Here is an 18,579-nt window from a genome sequence, read left to right as displayed (position 1 = left end):
CGACGATCGCGCGCTGATGCTCTGCCGGACGCATTCGCCATCAATCGTCGTCGGCGCCGACAATGCCTGGCTCGGACCCAAAGCTTAAAGTTAAGCTACAGGTTTACGGCTTGTGGCAAAGACAGCGGCGATGAAAATTGGTGAATTGGCAAAGCGTACCGGGCTGGCAGCCTCACGTATTCGTTTCTACGAAAGCATCGGTCTGCTCAGGCTGGCGGAGCGCCAGGCCAACGGTTACCGCAGCTATCCGGAACAGGCAGTGCTGGTGCTCAACCTGATCACTACCGCGCAGCAGGCCGGCTTCAGCCTGGACGAGTTGCGCACACTGCTGCCACAGGATCTGACCCAGTGGCAGCACGGCAAACTGCTCGAAACCCTGCACGCCAAGGTGAACGACATCGAGGCGCTGGAGCAGCGCCTGGCGCAGAGCAAGGGCCACCTGCTGGCGCTGATCGACGAAATCGAGAGCAAACCGGACGATCTCGATTGTGCGGCCAACGCCAGGCGGGTGCTAGCCAAGATGAACCTGGGCGAGCCGAACGAGCCAACCAGGCGCACGGGCAGCAAGCGCAGATAAGGCCGCCGTTCGCAGGAGCGGCCTGTTCAGCCAGCCAATGGCCGCTGCTCACCGGTTTTCAGCGCGACATCTGTGCCAACGGCTTGGGCGCGTAGAGCGCGCTCTGAAAGTCCGGCACGTATTCGTACCTGATCATCTTGCCCAGCTTCAGCGACTCGATGTAGGTCGACAGGCTGCCCGCACCGAGCGCCAGGCTCACCTTCTGCCCGTCCGAGCTCGCTGCATGACGCATCTGCCGGGAAACGGCGTAGCCGAACGCAAGCTCACCATCGTGTCCGATATTGGTGAAGCTGTTGGTCACCAACTCAGGTTCGGTAGATACATCAGCGAGTTTCTCCACCTCGAAGGTAACGTCAAGCTTGCCGGTGTCGCCGTCGGCGATCTCGAAGACGAGACTCTTGTCGGTCTCGCGATAATCGATGGGCGTCAGCCACTTCGGCAGGTTGTAACCGACCACACCACGCACGCGCGCCAGCTCGGTGTTGACCGGCAGCTTGAGCACGTACCCCCAGAAGTCCTTGGACAGCGACTGCCCGACCAGACTGATGGGGCCCAGGTTGGCATTGCCGGGTCTGTTGGTCACGATGGACAGGGCAATTTCGTTGTAGCTGTCATTGTCGCAGTAGTGATAGGCGTAGGCGGTAAAGGCGACCAGCCCGCGGCCCGGCCAGATCTGCAGCGGCTGCACCTGCTCCAGCACCTGCGCCGGCATCAGCTCGCGAAGCCTGTCGAGGTCAGCGGTGAATACCGCGGTGACGCGTGTGTTGCGGTAATAGAAGTTCGGCGAGTAAGACTCGAAGCCCATATCCACCTTGGTTTTCTGCAGGCCGCGGAACCAGCTGAGATCGATATCCGGCGCCTCGTCCGCGATCACAGACAGCGGGGGATTGGAGTGGAAACGGTGGTAAAGCCCGCCCGCTTCCACCGGCACCGAATGGCCGGCGATATCGACCGTGGCAGCGTGCGCATCGGCCTCCTGTGCCCAAGCGGGCATGGCCACGAGGTTGAAAATCATCCCGGCCAGCGCCGCAGTGCGCTGGCGACTTAGACGTTTAATAAGCTCGGCAATCTGCTTCATCGTTCTTATCCGCGTTGAGGAATTCATAGGCTCCCTGCTCCTCGGAAGGTCTCCGAGGGGCAGACGCGGCAACCCTAAGGTTAAATAGAACTTTAAGGTCAAGCAGCTGAATCAAGTAGATTGTTTCAAAGCAGTAACACGCCGAAGCGAGCACAAACGCCCGTTGACATTAAAGTGAACTTTAAAGTTAAGGTCAGCGCGTCTTCAGCCGAGGAAGCCCCCATGACCCTGTTCGACCCCCTTGCCCTGCCCAATGGCTCGATCATCCCCAACCGCATCGCCAAGGCGGCGATGGAGGAGAACATGGCGGACGCCGAGCATGCGCCGTCCGAGCATCTGATGCGCCTCTATCGGGCGTGGGCAGAGGGCGGTGCCGGCCTGCTGATCTCCGGCAACGTGATGGTCGACAGCCGTGCCATGACCGGTCCCGGTGGCGTGGTGCTGGAAGACGCCACGCAGCTGGCCCGGTTCGAGCGCTGGGCCCGTATCGGCCGCGCCCAGGGCGCGCAGTTCTGGTTGCAGCTCAACCATCCCGGCCGGCAGATGCAGGCCAACCTGGGCCAGCCGACCTGGGCGCCCTCGGCAGTGGCGCTGGAGCTGGGAAACCTGTCCAAGCGTTTCGCCACGCCGCAGGCGATGACCCCGGCGATGATCGAAGAGGTGATCGCACGCTTCACCCAGACCGCTCGCCTGAGCGAACAGGCCGGTTTCAGCGGGGTGCAGATCCACGCCGCACATGGCTACCTGCTCAGCCAGTTCCTCTCACCGCTGACCAACCAGCGCAGCGACCAGTGGGGCGGCTCGCTGGAAAACCGCGCACGCCTTCTGCTGGAGATCGTCAAGGCGGTGCGTGCCGCCGTGGCGCCAGGCTTCGCCGTGGCGGTCAAGCTGAACTCGGCGGATTTCCAGCGCGGCGGTTTCAGCGCCGACGACGCCCAGCAGGTGGTGCGCCTGCTGGGCGGGCTGAATGTCGATCTGGTCGAGCTATCCGGTGGCAGCTACGAGGCGCCGGCCATGCAGGGCCAGGCGCGCGACGGCCGGACCCTGGCGCGCGAGGCCTACTTCCTGGAATTCGCCCGAGAGATTCGCGCGGTGGCGAGCATGCCGCTGATGGTCACCGGCGGCATCCGCCGTCCGCCCGTTGCCGAGCAGGTGCTGGCCAGCGGCATCGAGATGGTGGGCATCGGCACGGCCCTGTCCATCGAGCCGAACCTGCCGCGCGACTGGCAGCGCGGCCAGAACAGCGCCCCGCAACTGCCGCCGATCACCTGGGGCAACAAGGTGCTGGCTTCGCTGGCCAACATGGCAGTGGTGAAGTATCAGCTGCGCAAGCTGAGCCAGGGCCGGCAAACCCGGCCTGCGGTATCGCCGCTCTGGGCGCTGCTGCGCCAGCAGCTGAGCGACGCCCTGCGCACCCGCCAGTACCGACGCAGGATGGCGCGGCGCGTGCTGGAGTAATCCGCTCGGCGCCGCTGCCCTGCCGGCCCAGTTGACGCGTGCCGGGTTATAGTGCCGCTCCACACTTGCTGCCATCGCCCAGCGACAGGCGCACCAGGAGCGAAGGCATCATGCGCAGAATTCCCCCACTGAACTCCGTTCGGGCATTCGAGGCGGTCGCGCGGCATCAGAGTTTTTCTGCCGCGGCCAACGAGCTGTGCGTCACCGTGGCGGCGGTCAGCCACCAGGTACGCCAGCTTGAAGAAGGCCTGGGCCAGAAGCTGCTGGAGCGCGGCCGCCAGGTACGGCTGACGCCAGTGGGGCATACCCTCTATCCGCTGCTGCGCGACGGCTTTGACCAGATCGCCCAGGCCTTCGCCCTGATCGGCCCGCCGGCCGAAGGCGACGCCATTCAGCTATCGACCACGCGTGCGTTTGCCGAACGCTGGCTGATGCCGCGCCTGGGGCGTTTCAACGAGATTCACCCGAACATCATCGTGCACGTGCATGCCTCGGAGAAGCTGGCCGACCTGCGCGCCGAGAATATCGATCTGGCCATTCGTTACGGGCCAGCGGAAAACGCCCCGAACGAGCAGATACTGTTCGAGGACAGCTTCATCGCAGTGGCCGCCAGCGCCATCTGCCCGACCGATCGGCAGACCAGGATCCAGGACTTCTCCGGCCGGCCGCTGCTGGCCTTCAAATGGAAGAACCCACGCCTGGAGTCCCCGGCCTGGCCGACCTGGCTGGCTCAGGTGGGCGCGACGGAAAGCTTCAACATCTCCTGGTACAGCGAGGAGACCCTGGCCTTGCAGGCACTCGAACGTGGCCTTGGGCCCTTGCTGTGCAGCAGCGTGCTGATCGACGAAGCGCTGCGCGACGGCCGTGTGCAGCGCCTGCTGGGCCCCGCCCTGCCCGGCTTCGCCTACCGTCTGGTGGAACTGCAGCCCACCCAGGCACGCCGCAGCCTGCACCTGTTCAGAACCTGGCTGCAGGACGAGGCGACCCGCTCAGGCTGACGCACGCAGCGGCGTGCCATGCAGGTCGATCAACTGGGCGGCCAGGCCGGACGCACGCTCGAACGCCCCGGCGATCGACTCCTGGTGGCGAGCATCGCCGAACTCCTGGTAATCGATGGCGACAACCTGTGAGCGGGCCACGCCCAGGTAGTGCGCGCAGGTCTGGATATGCGTCTCCAGGTGGTTCATGTGTTCACGCACGCCACCAGGGGCGAAACCGAACTCGCCGCGCGACGTGAGAATGACCAGAGTCTTGTCGGCCATGATCGGCTGCAGCGGGAAGTCACCGCGTGCCAGATCGAAGGTGAAGGTCTTGTTGACGCGAATGATCTGATCGAACCACGCCTTGAGCGCAGCCGGCATGCCGTAGTTGTACATCGGCGTACCCAGCACGATCACCTCGGCACGTTCGACCTCGTCGATCAGCTCGTCCGAGATGCGCAGCGCTTCGTGCTGCGCCGCCGAACGCTTTTCCGGTGCGGTGAAGGCCGCTGCGATCCAGGCCTCGTTGATGAAGGGTGGTGGATTGCGCCCGACATCGCGTTCGATCACCTGCGCTTGCGCATCGCCGTCCCGCCAGGCCTGGACGAAAGCCCTGGACAGCTTGCGGCTCAGGGAGCGCTCACCGCGAACGCTGGCATCGAGGTGCAGAAGAGTGGTCATGTGGTTTCTCCAATCAGGCCCGGTCACTGTGACCAGGTAACGCGATCGATTGGGCCACAGCGTTACCCGCGCAGGCCATTGACCTTTCCTTGAGCCTGTTCAAGAAAAACTCAACGGCATGGCCGGGCCCCGCGCTGTCGAGCCACTCTCGGCCGACGACAGACATCGAACACCCGGCGAACCGAGCAGTTGTGGCGCCAGATAGCCGAACTCCAGCTCCGGGCATGGCTGCTGCGCGTGCTCCGCTCTGGCCCGCTCGACATCGGGCCACACGTGGGGAATCGGTGCCTGTGCGTTCATCTCATGCCCTCTCACAATTCCAACACCAGCGGTTGTACGCCTTCCTCGCCTTTTGCCGGCACCGCGCAGCAGATCAGCACGCCGCCATCATCCGGCAGCTCGGCCGGCGGATTGGGGTAGTGCACCTGGCCGCTGACCAGGCGCGTCTTGCAGGTGCCGCAGGAACCGCCGCGGCAACTGAACTCGGGCGTCAGGCCACGGCTTTCCGCCAGCTCCAGCAGGCTGCCGCTGTCCGGCGTCCAGCGCGCCTCCTTGCTCGAAGCGCTGAAGTACACCGGCACCGGTTCGCTCGCGGCGGGCGGCTGCTCGAGGGCCGTCACCTGGCCATCGGTACGACGCGTGAGCGTCGAGGGGCCGAACGCCTCGGCGTGGATGCGCTCATCGGCGACATTGAGATCGCGCAGGCCATCGTAGATCGCCTGGGTAAAGGCGGCCGGGCCACACAGGTAGAAGTCGTAGTCATCGAACGACAGCGCCGCCTTGATCTGCGCCAGGTCGATGCGCCCCTGCTGCTCGTAGTCGCGGCCCACAACAGCGTCCGCCTCCGGCGCACTGAGAGCGCGGTGCACCTGCAGCAGACCGCCCGCGCGCTGCACCAGCTCGCGCAGCTCGGCCTGGAACGGCAGATCACGCAGCGTGCGTGCACCCTGGAAGAAATGCATGCGCCTGCCCTGCCCCAGCGCCACCTGTTCACGCAGCATCGACAGCAGCGGCGTGATACCGACGCCGGCGCCGATCAGCACCAGCGGCCGGCGGCTTTCGCTGTTCAGAGTGAAGCTGCCCAGCGGCGCACGCACGTCCAGCACATCGCCCACCCGAACCTGCTCGTGCAGATGCCGCGACACCACGCCCTGCGCCTTGACGCTGATACGCAGGACACCATCCGACGGCGCGCTGGACAGGCTGTAGGTGCGCAGCAGGGTCTCACCGCTGGCGGTGGTGATGCGAATCGGCAGGTGCTGACCGGCGGCGAAACTCGGTGCGGCGCCCTGCTCCGGCGCCAGCACGAAGGAGCGGATATCGCTGCTTTCCTGCTGCACACTCTGCACACGCCAGCGCTGCCACTGGTTGCGCTGCTCACGCTCGCGCAGGCGCGCATCGGTCTCTGCCCAGGTGCCGGTCATCAGGCTGGTCGGTGCATATTCTTCGAAGGCCCAGCGCAGCGAAGCCGCCGCCGGGCGCAGCACCACCTGCTCGACGTCGAAGGTCCACAGCCGCTCGGCGCCTTCGAAGGCCTGAATCAGCGGGCTGTCGAGGATGATCTCGGCGCGGCCGGCCAACTGCAGCACGTCGCCCGTGGCGAAGTCGACGAACAGCAGCCCGGCACGCGGATTGACGCTGAGGTTGCCCAGGGTATTGAAGTGCAGGTTGCCGGCGTAGTCGGGAATGGTCAGGCGATTGCCCTGCACCCGTACGAAGCCGGCGCGCCCGCCACGGTGCGAGACGTCCACCGAACGGCGGCCATCGTCGTGCTCGACGTAGCTGGCGACGAAAAAGGTATCGGCGCTGCCGATCATCTCGGCGCTGCGCGCATCCAGCTCGGTCGCGTCCAAGCGCTCGACGCCACGCTGGTGCACACGGCGGTACTGGCGCAGCTGGATGTACTGCGGGCAGTTGCCGAAGGAATGCTCCACATCGATGTCCAGGCGCTGCGCCGAGGCCTGGCGGATATGCCCGTTGATGCGATTGCGCCGCCGCGTGTGCAGCTCGATGCCGAGCAGGCCGATGGCATCGCCCGCATGCAGTCCACTGGTGGCCGGATCCAGCGGATCGAGCGCCATGGCGGCCAGATCGAACGACAACTGACGCGGGTCGGGCGAGGTAACGAAGCCCTCCTCGCCTTCGATCAGGGTGGCCCAGGGCTGGCCGGCAGCATCCACGGCGCCGGCGATCATGAAGGGCAGTTGCCGGTAGAAGTCGCGATGCTGATCCGGCATGTAGTCGCGGATCACCTTCTGTCCGAGCACTTCCATGCGTTCGGCGACACCGACCTTTTCCTGCAGTTGCTTTTCACCGGCATGCCAGGGCGAGTGCCGATGGCTGGGAAGCTGTTGCATGTTCTGCCCTCCACGAAAGCGGCCGCCGGGCGATCCCGGCGGCGGTCAGCGACTCAGGCTTGCAGTCCGGCAGCGGTACGCGGCATCGGCACGAAACCCGGCAGCGCCTCGATGCGAGCCAGCCAGGCGCGGATGTTCGGGTAGGGCTCCAGCGACACGTTGCCCTCCGGCGCATGGGCGATGTACGAGTAGTTGGCGACATCGGCGATGCTCGGCTTGTCGCCGGTCAGGAAGGGGGTGTCGCTCAGCTCGCCCTCCATCACGGTGAACAGCGCATGGGCGCGGTTGATCACTTCTTCGGTGTTGAACGAGGCACCGAAAACGGTAACCAGGCGCGCGGCGGCAGGGCCGAAGGCCACCGGACCGGCCGCCACGGACAACCAGCGCTGCACACGGGCAGCAGCGGCGGGCTCCTGCGGCAGCCAGTAGTCATTGCCGTAGCGCTTGGCCAGGTAGACGAGGATGGCGTTGGAGTCGGCGACGATGGTGCCACCGTCATCGATCACCGGCACCTGGCCGAAGGGGTTGAGGGCGAGGAACTCCGGCGTCTTGTGCGCGCCCTTGGCCAGATCGACGAAGATCAGCTCGGTGGGCAGCTGCAGCAGCGACAGCATCAGCTCGGCGCGGTGGGCATGGCCGGAGCGGGGAAAGTTGTACAGCTTGATGGCGGGACGGGACATGGCGATGACTCCTTGAGAGTGGGGTTGGTCTCCGCGAGAGAACCGGGCTTCGCGACGATGGGGTCATCTTCGCCCCATCCAACCTGGAGAAGAATCCCCACTCAAGGCAATCCACTATTTCACTTTCTGCAATGACCTCAGACCTGAAAGGCCGGGTGGGCGCGCAGCCGCGGCACGGCAAAGTCGAGGAAGCTGCGTACCCGCGCGGCCGCCCGGCGCCCTTCGCGGTAATACAGCTGCACCGGCAAGGGCGGCGCGGCGAAATCCTCGAGCACGGCCAGCAATTGCCCCGCCTGCAACTCATGATGGGCTTCGTAACTCAGGCAGCGGGTCAGCCCGAAGCCGGCGAGCGCCGCGCGAATGGACGCCTGCGGCGTGCTGCAGGTCAGCTGTGGCGCAAGCTTCACCACCCTGTCGGCAAAGCGCCATTCGCCGGCATGGCCGGTCGAGGAGGTGGCAATGGTGCGGTGCGCGGCCAAGGCGTCCGGGCTGGCCGGTCGGCCCCAGCACTGCAGATAGGCTGGTGCCGCACAGATCAGCGGGCGCACCTGCCCCAGCGGTACGGCGAAACCGGACGAACTGGGCAGGTGGCCGACCACCAGCGCCAGGTCGATGCCCTCCTCCAGCAGCCTCGGCAGCTCCTCGCGCGCCAGGGTAGCCAGGCTCACCTCGGGAAAGGCCGCCAGGTAATCGACGGCGATGGGCGCCAGCACCTGATGCGTCATCAACAGCGGCAGGGCCAGGGTCAACTGCCCGGCCGGGCTGGCATGCAGCCCCGTCACCGACTGCTCGGCCTCCTCCACCCGCTGCAGGATGCGCTGGCAACTATCGGCGAAAGCGGTACCCGCCGCGCTCAGGCTAACCCCGCGCGGCCCGCGCAGCAGCAGGGTGCAGTCCAGACGCTGCTCCAGGCTGGCGATGGTGCGCATCACCGTGGCCTGCGACAGCTGCAGCGTCCTGGCAGCCGCCGCCAGGCTGCCCGCCTGTGCCACGACGAGGAACACCTGCATTTCGCGGTGCTGGCTCATGGCGTGGACGGTGCGCCAGCCGCGCGCAGCGCCGGGTCGGCACGAAAGCTCGCGGCGCAGTGATCGACGAAGGTACGTACCTTGGCCGAAACCTGGCGACCGCCCTGATGAATGATATGCACCGGCAAGGCCGGCGGTTCGAAGGCCTCGAGCACCAACTCGATCTCGCCGCGCGCCACTGCGGCGGCCACCTGGTAGGACAGCACGCGGGTATAGCCCCAGCCCAGGCGCGCGGCGCTGATCGCCGCCTGGTTGGAGCTGACGGTCAAGCGCGGCGTGGGGGTGAAGCCGAACACGCCGTCGGCGCCGACGAACTGCCAATGGCTGAGCAGACCGCTGGCGCTGGACATGACGATGGGCGCATCGCGCACTTCATGCGGATGCTGTGGCCGCCCGACGCGGTCGAGGAAGGCCGGCGCGGCGCAGACCACCGGGCGAATCTGCCCGACCTGCAACGCCTGGTGTTCACCTTCGGGCAGCGAACCGATGCGCACGGCAACGTCGACGCCCTCCTCCATCATGTTCACCACGCGGTCGACCAGCAGCGCATTGATCTCCACGTCCGGGTAGCGGTCGAGGTACTGGGTGATGCGCGGAATCAGGAACAGCTCGCCGAACATCACCGGCGCGGTCACGGTAAGCCTGCCACGCGGTCGCACGCTGCCACCGGCGGCCAGCTCCTCGGCTTCTTCCAGCTCCAGCAGGATGCGCCGGCAGTCCTCGACATAACGCTGGCCGGCTTCGGTCAGGCGCAGGCTGCGGGTATTGCGCGCCAGCAGCAGCGTGCCGAGGCGCGCTTCCAGTGCCGCGACGGCGCGGGTCACGCTGGGCGGCGAGATGCCTAGCAGCTTGGCGCCGCCGGCGAAGCTCTCGGCCTCGGTCACGGCCAGCAGCACCTTCATTTCCTGAAACCGATCCATCGTCACCGCCCGTTTCGTTGCCGCGAGGGCACAGGATAATGCCTCAGCGTCTGCTCAATGCCAGGCGCGCGGCGAACAGCAGGAAGATCAGCCCCGTGCTGCGATCCATCCACCTGATCACCACTTCGCGCCGCAACCAGCGACCGAGCGGCTGGGTGGCGCCGATCAGCAGCGCCGCCCAGACCAGGCTGAGCGCCACGTGGATGCCCACCAGGCCGAATGTCCAGGCGATCAGCGGCTGCCCCAGCGGGATGAACTGCGGCAGAAAGGACAGGTAGAAAATGCCCACCTTGGGATTGAGCACGTTGCCCAGCAGGCCGCGCAGGAACCAGTTGGCGCCGGGCCGGCCGCCGGCCTTCGCCGGCGCCAGGGAGTTGCGCGGGCGCAGCAGCATGTTCAGCCCGAGCCAGGCCAGATAAGCCGCGCCGCAGTACTTGAGCAGGTTGTAGCCGAACTCGGACACCGCCAGCAGCGCGCCCAGGCCGAAGGCCACGGCAGCGCCCCAGATCAGGCAGCCGACATTGATGCCCAGCGCCGCGCGAAACGCCTGTCGCCGGCCTTCGACCGCCGCGGTGCGCAGTACCAGCGCGGTGTCGATGCCCGGGGTAAGGGTCAGCAAGGTGGCCGCCAGGGTGAAGGCGATGAGGTTTTCGGCAAAGGGCATCGGCGCAGGCTCCGTCTGAGCAGGCGCCGATTATAGACAGAGCTGCGGGTGCGCCGCGCGTACCGGAAAAACCGTCCGGGGCGCACGACGTGCCCGCCGTCGCTTAACCGCGATAGGCCTCGAACAGCCCCGTGGCGCCCATGCCGCCGCCGACGCACATGGTGACGATGCCGTAGCGCAGCTCGCGGCGCTGCAGCTCGCGCACCAGATGACCGACCTGACGCGAGCCGGTCATGCCGAACGGGTGGCCGATGGAGATGGAGCCGCCGTTGACGTTGTATTTCTCGTTGTCGATCTCGAGCTTGTCGCGGCAGTACAGGCACTGCGAGGCGAAGGCCTCGTTGAGCTCCCACAGATCGATATCGTCGACCGTCAGGCCCTTGGCCTTGAGCAGCTTGGGCACCGAGAACACCGGGCCGATGCCCATTTCGTCCGGCTCGCAGCCGGCCACGGTGAAGCCGCGGAAGTACGCCTTGGGTTTGAGTCCCAGCTCCAGCGCTTTCTCCAGGCTCATCACCAGGGTCATGGAGGCGCCGTCGGACAGCTGCGAGGCGTTGCCGGCGGTGACGCTACCGGCCGGGTCGAACGCCGGCTGCAGCTTGGCCAGGGATTCGAGGGTGGTATCCGGGCGGTTGCAGTCGTCGGCCTCGACCACGCCGTCGAGAATCTTCTTCTCGCCGGTGGCCTTGTCTTCCACCTGGTACTTCACCGCCATCGGCACGATCTCGTCGGCGAACAGGCCTTCGGCCTGGGCGCGCGCGGTGCGCTGCTGGCTCTGCAGGGCGTAGGCGTCCTGGGCCTCGCGGCTGATGCCGTAGCGGTTGGCGACGATCTCGGCGGTCTTGCCCATGGGGTAGTAGATGCCGGGGTTGTCCTGCTGCAGCAGCGGGTTGAACAGGTTGTCCATGTTCATGCTTTTCAGGGTCATGGTGATGGACTCGACGCCACCGGCGACGATGATGTCGCTGCAGCCGGATGCCACCTGGTTGGCGGCAATGGCGATGGCCTGCAGGCCCGAGGAGCAGAAGCGGTTCAGCGTCATGCCCGCCACTGGATTGCCCAGGCGCGACAGCACGGCGACGTTGCGGCCGATGTTCATGCCCTGCGCGCCCTCGTTGGAACCGGCGCCGACGATGCAGTCGTCCACCAGCGCCGGATCGATGCCATTGCGCACCAGCAGCGCATCGACGCAGTGGGCGGCCATGTCGTCCGGCCGGGTCATATTGAACTTGCCGCGGAAGGACTTGGCCAGGCCAGTCCGCACGCTGTCGACGATCACCACTTCACGCATGACGCACCTCGTTGTTATTGGATGGCGAATGGCGGGAAGATAAATCCAGCCCATAGCTGGGCGCGACCATCATTGATCTGGCGTATACGGGTCGATGCAGGATATAGCCCGGATGCAATCCGGGGCCACCGGGAACGAAACAAAAGCATCGCGGCTGAAGCCGCTCCTACAGAAGGTACACCCGTCCGTAGGAGCGGCTTCAGCCGCGATCAAAGCAGAAACCCATTGCAGCCTGCGGAAGCGGCCGGGCGGCATTCCGCTTCAGCCGCGAGTGAAGCTTCAATCCTTGGCGAACGCCGCCTCGATGGCCTCGTTGATGGTGCGCAGCACCTTGACCCGGGCGAAGCGCTTGTCGTTGGCCTCGATCAGCGTCCAGGGCGCGATCTCGGTGCTGGTGCGGTCGACCATGTCCCCTACCGCATCAGCGTAATCGTCCCACTTGTCGCGATTGCGCCAGTCTTCTTCGGTGATCTTGAAGCGCTTGAACGGGATCTGCTCGCGCTCCTTGAAGCGCTCCAGCTGCGTCTGCTGGTCGATGGCCAGCCAGAACTTCACCAGGATCACCCCGGCGTTGATCAGTTGCTCCTCGAAGTCGTTGATTTCGCCATAGGCACGCAGCCAGTCGGCCTGGCTGCAAAAGCTTTCGACCCGCTCCACCAATACGCGTCCGTACCAACTGCGGTCGAAGATGGTGAACTTGCCGCGCGCTGGAATGTGCCGCCAGAAGCGCCAGAGGTAGGGCTGGGCGCGCTCTTCCTCGGTCGGCGCCGCCACCGGCACGATGCGGTACTGGCGCGGGTCGAGCGCGCCGGTGACGCGACGGATGGCGCCGCCCTTGCCGGCGGCGTCGTTGCCCTCGAACACGGCGATCAGCGCGTGCTTGCGCATGCGCTTGTCGCGCATCAGGCCGGAAAGGCGCGCCTGCTCGGTGGCCAGCTGCTCCTTGTAGTCGTCCTTGGCCAGCGCCTGGGTCATGTCCAGGCTGGCCAGCAGACCACGGTTCTCCAGACTGGAGGCCAGCGGGGCAGCATGCGGTTGCAACTTCGACCGCTGAGGGTTGGCCAGCGCCGCCTGCAGACCCTCGAGCAGAATGCGGCCGACGGTAAGGCTGCGGTAATAGTGGTCGACGCCCTCGACCACGTACCAGGGTGCGTAGTCGCGACTGGTGCGGCGCAGTATGCGCTCGCCATAGTGGACGAATTTGTCGTAGGTCTTTGATTGCTGCCAGTCCAGCGGGCTGATGCGCCAGCTGTGCAGAGGGTCATCCTTGAGCGCTTCCAGGCGCGCTTTCATGTGCTTCTTGGACAGATGGAACCAGAACTTGAAGATCAGCGCGCCTTCATCGCAGAGCATGCGTTCCAGGCGCTCGGCGCCGTCGATGGCCTGGTCCAGTACGGCATCCTTGAAACGTCCATGCACGCGCCCCTGCAACATCTGGCTGTACCAGTTGCCGAAGAACACGCCGATGCGCCCCTTGGGCGGCAGCTGCCGCCAGTAGCGCCAGGCCGGCGGCCGCGCCAGCTCCTCGTCGGTCTGTAGATCGAAGGTACTGACCTGGATCAGCCGCGGGTCCATCCACTCATTGAGCAGCTTGACCGTTTCGCCCTTGCCGGCGCCTTCGATGCCGTTGATCAGCACGATCACCGGAAAGCGCGCCTGCTGCCTGAGCTCGTACTGCGCTTCCAGCAGCGCCTCACGCAGCGCCGGCTCTTCGGCCTCGAAGGTGGCCTTGTCGATACTGCGGCCGATCTCGGCGGATTCGAACATGCAGAAAACCTCCCTGGAATGATCGTTAAAGCGTAATGGATTGGCCGCGACTTTGCCTGGCGGCAGCTCGCCACGGATTGACCTGCGCCGGGTAAAGCGCATGCGCAGCGGTTAGAATCGGCGCCTGTTTGATCGGGATGCAACCATGTCCGAAACCCTCAACGCCCAGCTCGACTGGGACGAACGCGGCCAGCCGCTGTCGCGCAGCTATGGCGACGTGTACTTCTCCCGCGCCAACGGCCTGGAGGAAACCCGTCACGTCTTCCTCGCTCACAACCAGATCGTCGAACGCTGCCAGGCCCTGCCGGCCGGCGGGCGCCTGGTGATCGGCGAAACCGGCTTCGGTACCGGACTCAATTTTCTCTGCGCCTGGCAAGCCTTCGCCGAGCATGCTCCGTGCGATGCGCGGCTGCACTTCGTCAGCGTGGAGAAATTCCCCCTGACCCAGACGGACCTGCAGCGCGCCCTGGCCCTGTGGCCGGAGCTTGCGTCCTACGCCGAGCAGCTGGTGGCGCAGTACCGCGCCATCCATCCCGGCTTTCAGCGCCTGCTGCTCGACGGCGGCCGCGTGGTGCTGACGCTGATGGTCGGCGACGTGCTCGAATGCCTGCCGCAGCTGGACGCCAAGGTCGATGCCTGGTTCCTCGACGGTTTCGCCCCGGCGAAGAACCCGGAGATGTGGACAGAGGAACTGTTCACCGAACTGGCAAGACTGTCGGCGCCCGGCGCCACGCTGGCCACCTTCACCAGTGCCGGTTTCGTTCGTCGCGGGCTGATCGCGGCGGGCTTTGCCGTGGTGCGAGTCAAGGGCTTCGGCCACAAGCGCGAGATGCTGGCCGGCCCCTTCCAGGCGCAGCAGATGCAGCACACGGCGCCCTGGTTCTCGCGCCCGACGCAGACAGCCGACGCACGCCACGCGGTGGTGATCGGCGCCGGCCTGGCCGGTTGCGGCACCGCCGCCAGCCTGGCCGCACGCGGCTGGCGCGTGACCCTGCTGGAGCGCCATGACGATGTCGCCCGCGAAGCATCGGGCAACCCCCAGGGCGTGCTCTATCTGAAATTGTCGGCCCATGGTACGGCGCTGTCGCGGCTGATCGTCGCCGGTTTCGGCCATACCCGCCGCCTGCTCGAACGCCTGCAGCGCGGCGTCGACTGGGATGCCTGCGGCGTGCTGCAACTGGCCTTCGACGCCAAGGAAGCCGAGCGTCAGAACAAACTGGCCGCAGCCTTCCCCGGCGACCTGCTGCACGCGTTGCCCCAGACCGAAGCCGAGGATCGTGCCGGCATCGGCCTGCCAGCCGGCGGCCTGTTCTACCCGGATGCCGGCTGGGTGCACCCGCCAGCGCTGTGCCGGCAACTGGTGCAGCACCCGCTGATCGAATTGCGCCCCTATCAGGAGGCGCTGAGCCTCAGTCGTCAGCAAGAGCGCTGGTGCATCGAAGGACAGAACGGCGTGCTGGCCGAGGCGCCGGTGCTGGTCCTGGCCTGCGCCGCCGAGATCGGCCGCCTGCTGCCGGAGGCGAATCTGCCGCTCAAGCGCATCCGCGGGCAGATCAGCCGTCTGCCGGCCAGCGAGTCCAGCCGCGCGCTGCGTACCGTGGTCTGCGCCGAAGGCTACGTCGCCCCTGCGCGCGACGGCGAACACACCCTGGGCGCCAGCTTCGATTTCCACAGCGACGATCTCGCGCCCAGCGTGGCCGAGCACGCCGGCAACCTAGAGCTGCTGCGGGAGATTTCTCAGGACCTGGCCGAGCGCCTGGATACGCAGACGCTCGATCCGGCGACGCTGCAGGGCCGCGCCGCGTTTCGCTGTACCAGCCCGGACTACCTGCCGCTGGTGGGCCCGCTGGCCGCTGGCCAAGCCTTCGCCGAGGCGTACGCCGTGCTGGCCAAGGACGCCCGCCAGGTGCCGGAAACGCCCTGCCCCTGGCTGGAGGGCCTGTATATCAATAGCGGCCATGGCTCGCGCGGGCTGATCACCGCGCCGCTATCGGGCGAGCTGATCGCCGCCTGGCTGGAGGACGAGCCGCTGCCGGTGCCGCGCGAGGTGGCCGAGGCCAGCCATCCCAACCGCTTTATGCTGCGCAAGCTGATTCGCGGTAGCTGATACGGTGCGCAGTGCGCACCGAAACGACCGCGCGATTACGCCCTGGCCTCGGCGAGTACCGGCTTGGGCTTGCGAAACACCAGCACGTTGCCCAGCATCACCAGGCCCAGGCCAAGCAGCGCCGGGGCCGTCCATTGATAGCCCTCGGCGAACACCGAAATGTTCAGCGCCACCACCGGGAACAACACCGTACAGTAGGCGGCGCGCTCCGGGCCCATGCGCCCGACCAGCGTCAGGTAGGCGGTAAAGCCGATCACCGACCCCGGAATGGCCAGGTACAACAGCGAGCCAACATAGCGCGCGTTCCATTCGAAGGCGAACGGCGTGCCGCTGACCAGGCAGATGCCCACCAGCATCAGCGCGCCGTAGAGCATGCCCCAGGCGTTGGTGGTCAGCGGCTTGAGCCCGGCCTTCTGCTGCAGGCTGGAAAGCATGTTGCCGGCAGAGAAGAACAGCGTGCCGCACAGCGCCAGGCCGATGCCCAGCAGGCTTTCGCGGCTGGCCTCGTGCCCGGCCAGTTCAGGCCAGAACAGCAGGCCAAGGCCGGCCAGCCCCAGCGCGCCGCCGAGCAGCACGTTGGCAGCGATGCGCTGCTTGAAGAACAGCCGCGCATTGATCGCATTCCACAAGGTCGCGGTGGAGAAGATCACCGCGATCAGGCCGCTGGGTATCCATTGGCTGGCGGTGTAGAAACACAGGAAGTTGAGGCAGAACAGGCACAGCCCCTGCACCATGCAGATGCCCTGCCCACGGCGATCCAGCCGCTGCAGGCGGCCGCTGAACCAGAGCATGGCAAACAGCACGGCCGAGGCCAGCGCGAAACGATAAGCGATGGAGGCGGCTACGGCCACCTCGCCCATCTGCAGTTTGATGGCGATCCAGGTGGTGCCCCAGATCAGTACGGTCAGCAGGTAAAGCGACAGGTTCATGGCGTCCTCCGAAAACTGACTCCAGTCTGAAACCCGTACGCACCGGGCGCTTGCACAAAGTTGCGCATTTATCGAAGGGCCACCCTTGTCTGCCATCGCGCCCCAGGGCTTATCATTCCCGTTTTGCCAGCCAGGTCATCACCTCCGCATGCTTTCTGCCGTCGCGCGCTACAAACAACTGCTGTCCAGCGCCCTCGCTCGTTACTTCCCCCGCACCACCGCCTACCTGCGCGCCGAGCGCGAAGCTGCGCAGCCACGCAAGCCCTTCCGCAAACAGAACAAGAAGAAGTCCACCGGCAACAAGAAGGCCGGCAGCCGCAAGGCCCCCAGCGGCAAGCCTGGCCCCGCCGGCATCTACCCCGCCGCCCGACTGAAGATCGAAGATGCCCAGGTAAAGGCCATGCGCGAGCGCGTGGCCGAGGCGGTAAGCGCCGGGCTGATCGGCGCACCATCGGAGGAGCAGTGGGCGATGATTCTCTGCCGCGCCCCGCTGGCGCGCATCTTCGCCGGCGCCGGCTCGGGCAAGTCGAGCACCCTGGTGCTGCGCGTGGTGTTCCTGCTCTTCCACCTGGAGATCGAGCCGAAACGCCTGACGGTGATCTCCTTCACCAACGCCTCCTGCCACGAGCTGCGCGAGCGCCTGCAACGCCTGCTCGACTTCTGGCACTACCCGCACGACGCGCGCCAGTGCGTACGCACCTTTCACGCCGCCATGGCGACGCTGGCCAAGGAAAGCCTGGGCAACCCGCGCTGGTTCGAGCAACTGGACGAGCCCGGCGACGAACCGGACAACCCGCTCGCAGGCACGCGCCTGCGCCCCGCGCAACAGCGCCTGCTCAAGCAGGCCTACCAGAACGCCTATGCAGGCGATGCGCGCTTTCGCGCCCTGACTCACCGCCTGCTCAAGCTGCCAGCACCCGAGGAGCCGCCACAAGGCAAGGCCAAGGCGCCGCTGGATGCCTGCAAGCTGCCCGGCGAGTTCGCCGCTCTGCCGCTGTTCGAGCTGCTGCACGGGCAGATCGACTTCGCCGAGAGCCTGGGCATTCGCCTCGACCGCCTGGACGTGAAAGCGCTGGGCTGCGGCCCCCGCGAGCGCGATTTCATCGAGGCCATGCAGCGTTTCCACCAGCATTTCAGCGCCCTGCTGTATAGCCAGGGGCTGACCAGCTTCAACGGTGCGTTCGCCCAGCTGAGCGAGCGACTGAGCAGCGACGGCGGCAAATGCGGCCCCGCCCTGCTCGCACTGAGCCACCTGCTGATCGACGAATTCCAGGACATCTCGCCGCAGATCGTGCTGTGGCTCCAGGCCGTGCACCGTCGCCTGCACGCCACGGGCGAACGCATCAGCCTGATGGCCATCGGCGACGACTGGCAATCGATCTACGGCTGGCGCGGCAGCTCGCCGGAGCTGTTCATCGATTTCGACCGCCACTTCCCCAGTCGCGGACGCGGCAAGAGCACCACCCTGCTGCTGGGCACCAACTATCGCAGCATCGAACCGGTGATCCGCGATGGCGAGAAAGTGCTGGCGGAGGTAACGAACAAGCAACCCAAGACCTGCATCGCGGCCAGGGCCATGCAACCGGGCGACCATGGCGTGAAGCTGATCCAGCGCTTCGACCTGGCCAACGGCCTGCCGCGCTTGCTCGAAGAGATACGCGCGCAATGCGCCCATGTCGCCAGCCGCCCCGGCGCCGACCGCACCGCCGTGCTGCTGCTCAGCCGGCGCAACGAGCCGTTGCAGCAGGTGCGCGCACAACTGGACAAGGCGCTGCCGGTCAAGGCGCTGACCATCCACCGCGCCAAGGGCCTGCAGGCCGAGGTGGCGATCATCCTCGACGACTGCCTGCCGGTAGAGAAACACCCGCTGCGCAACGCGCTCTACGCTCAATGCGGCTTCTTTGCCGGCAGCTACGACCAGGCCATGCAGGAAGAAGCCCGGCGCCTGGCCTACGTGGCCATCACCCGCGGCGTGAGTCGGGTCTTGTGGTACACGCGCAAGGCCCAGGGCGCCACGCAGTGCTTGGCAGCGAGCCGGCCAATCGCGCAAGCTTCAGGCTGA

General features: G+C 66.3%; 15 protein-coding genes. 5 read left to right on the top strand and 10 right to left on the bottom strand.

Translation table 11 applies throughout. The features are described from left to right. Window positions 1-130: 130 nt before the first annotated feature. Complete coding sequence (locus GYB81_RS15680; protein ID WP_161865102.1) at window positions 131-577, top strand: MerR family transcriptional regulator; 447 nt, start codon at window positions 131-133, stop codon at window positions 575-577. Window positions 578-635: 58 nt separating this feature from the next. On the opposite strand, the gene GYB81_RS15675 is transcribed toward GYB81_RS15680, so the two are convergent. Continuing rightward, window positions 636-1,655 (bottom strand): acetoacetate decarboxylase (ADC), encoded by a 1,020-nt coding sequence (locus GYB81_RS15675; RefSeq protein ID WP_161865103.1) that lies wholly within the window; start codon window positions 1,653-1,655, stop codon window positions 636-638. Between the two features lie 222 nt (window positions 1,656-1,877). On the opposite strand from GYB81_RS15675, the gene GYB81_RS15670 reads away from it, so the two are divergent. Together GYB81_RS15670 and GYB81_RS15665 are read left to right on the top strand one after the other, a co-directional pair. After that, window positions 1,878-3,113, top strand: a complete 1,236-nt coding sequence (locus tag GYB81_RS15670) for an NADH:flavin oxidoreductase/NADH oxidase family protein (RefSeq protein WP_161865104.1) — start codon at window positions 1,878-1,880, stop codon at window positions 3,111-3,113. 110 nt (window positions 3,114-3,223) lie between these two features. Continuing rightward, window positions 3,224-4,111 (top strand): LysR substrate-binding domain-containing protein, encoded by an 888-nt coding sequence (locus GYB81_RS15665; protein ID WP_161865105.1) that lies wholly within the window; start codon window positions 3,224-3,226, stop codon window positions 4,109-4,111. Here the strand turns inward: GYB81_RS15665 and GYB81_RS15660 are convergent. From GYB81_RS15660 to pap, 8 genes are all read right to left on the bottom strand, one after another. Beyond that, window positions 4,103-4,774, bottom strand: coding sequence for an FMN-dependent NADH-azoreductase (locus GYB81_RS15660; protein ID WP_161865106.1), 672 nt, complete (start codon window positions 4,772-4,774; stop codon window positions 4,103-4,105). The two genes, GYB81_RS15665 and GYB81_RS15660, sit on opposite strands and share 9 nt — an antisense overlap. 311 nt (window positions 4,775-5,085) lie before the next feature. Next, window positions 5,086-7,131 carry a pyridoxamine 5'-phosphate oxidase family protein gene (locus GYB81_RS15655; protein WP_161865107.1) on the bottom strand — a complete coding sequence of 682 codons (2,046 nt, stop codon included), beginning with the start codon at window positions 7,129-7,131 and terminating at the stop codon, window positions 5,086-5,088. 53 nt (window positions 7,132-7,184) lie between these two features. Continuing rightward, complete coding sequence (locus tag GYB81_RS15650) at window positions 7,185-7,811, bottom strand: glutathione S-transferase family protein (RefSeq protein WP_161865108.1); 627 nt, start codon at window positions 7,809-7,811, stop codon at window positions 7,185-7,187. Window positions 7,812-7,948: 137 nt separating this feature from the next. Then, entirely contained in the window at window positions 7,949-8,839 is an 891-nt protein-coding gene (locus tag GYB81_RS15645) for a LysR family transcriptional regulator (RefSeq protein ID WP_161865109.1), read from the bottom strand. Continuing rightward, window positions 8,836-9,759, bottom strand: a complete 924-nt coding sequence (locus GYB81_RS15640; protein ID WP_161865110.1) for a LysR family transcriptional regulator — start codon at window positions 9,757-9,759, stop codon at window positions 8,836-8,838. Before GYB81_RS15640 ends, GYB81_RS15645 begins: the two co-directional genes overlap by 4 nt. 43 nt (window positions 9,760-9,802) lie before the next feature. Continuing rightward, on the bottom strand, window positions 9,803-10,423 hold the full coding sequence (locus GYB81_RS15635) for a LysE family translocator (protein ID WP_161865111.1): 621 nt from the start codon (window positions 10,421-10,423) through the stop codon (window positions 9,803-9,805). A 103-nt stretch (window positions 10,424-10,526) separates the two neighbouring features. Further along, a complete protein-coding gene (locus GYB81_RS15630) occupies window positions 10,527-11,714 on the bottom strand; it encodes a thiolase family protein (protein ID WP_161865112.1) in 1,188 nt (395 codons plus the stop codon). Between the two features lie 279 nt (window positions 11,715-11,993). Beyond that, complete coding sequence (pap, locus tag GYB81_RS15625) at window positions 11,994-13,481, bottom strand: polyphosphate:AMP phosphotransferase (protein WP_161865113.1); 1,488 nt, start codon at window positions 13,479-13,481, stop codon at window positions 11,994-11,996. Window positions 13,482-13,626: 145 nt separating this feature from the next. On the opposite strand from pap, the gene mnmC reads away from it, so the two are divergent. Next, window positions 13,627-15,588, top strand: coding sequence for a bifunctional tRNA (5-methylaminomethyl-2-thiouridine)(34)-methyltransferase MnmC2/FAD-dependent 5-carboxymethylaminomethyl-2-thiouridine(34) oxidoreductase MnmC1 (mnmC, locus tag GYB81_RS15620; protein ID WP_161865114.1), 1,962 nt, complete (start codon window positions 13,627-13,629; stop codon window positions 15,586-15,588). Window positions 15,589-15,623: 35 nt separating this feature from the next. Here mnmC and GYB81_RS15615 read toward each other — a convergent pair whose 3' ends face one another. Further along, the gene (locus GYB81_RS15615; protein ID WP_161865115.1) at window positions 15,624-16,517 is read right to left on the bottom strand and encodes a DMT family transporter; all 894 of its coding nucleotides are present in this window, start codon (window positions 16,515-16,517) and stop codon (window positions 15,624-15,626) included. Between the two features lie 148 nt (window positions 16,518-16,665). Between GYB81_RS15615 and GYB81_RS15610 the strand changes: the two genes are divergently transcribed. Next, window positions 16,666-18,579, top strand: coding sequence for a DEAD/DEAH box helicase (locus GYB81_RS15610; RefSeq protein WP_161865116.1), 1,914 nt, complete (start codon window positions 16,666-16,668; stop codon window positions 18,577-18,579).

The sequence above is a fragment of the Pseudomonas yangonensis genome (assembly GCF_009932725.1).
Classification (GTDB): Bacteria; Pseudomonadota; Gammaproteobacteria; order Pseudomonadales; family Pseudomonadaceae; genus Aquipseudomonas; species Aquipseudomonas yangonensis.
This window is presented reverse-complemented; position numbering and strand designations above follow the sequence as displayed.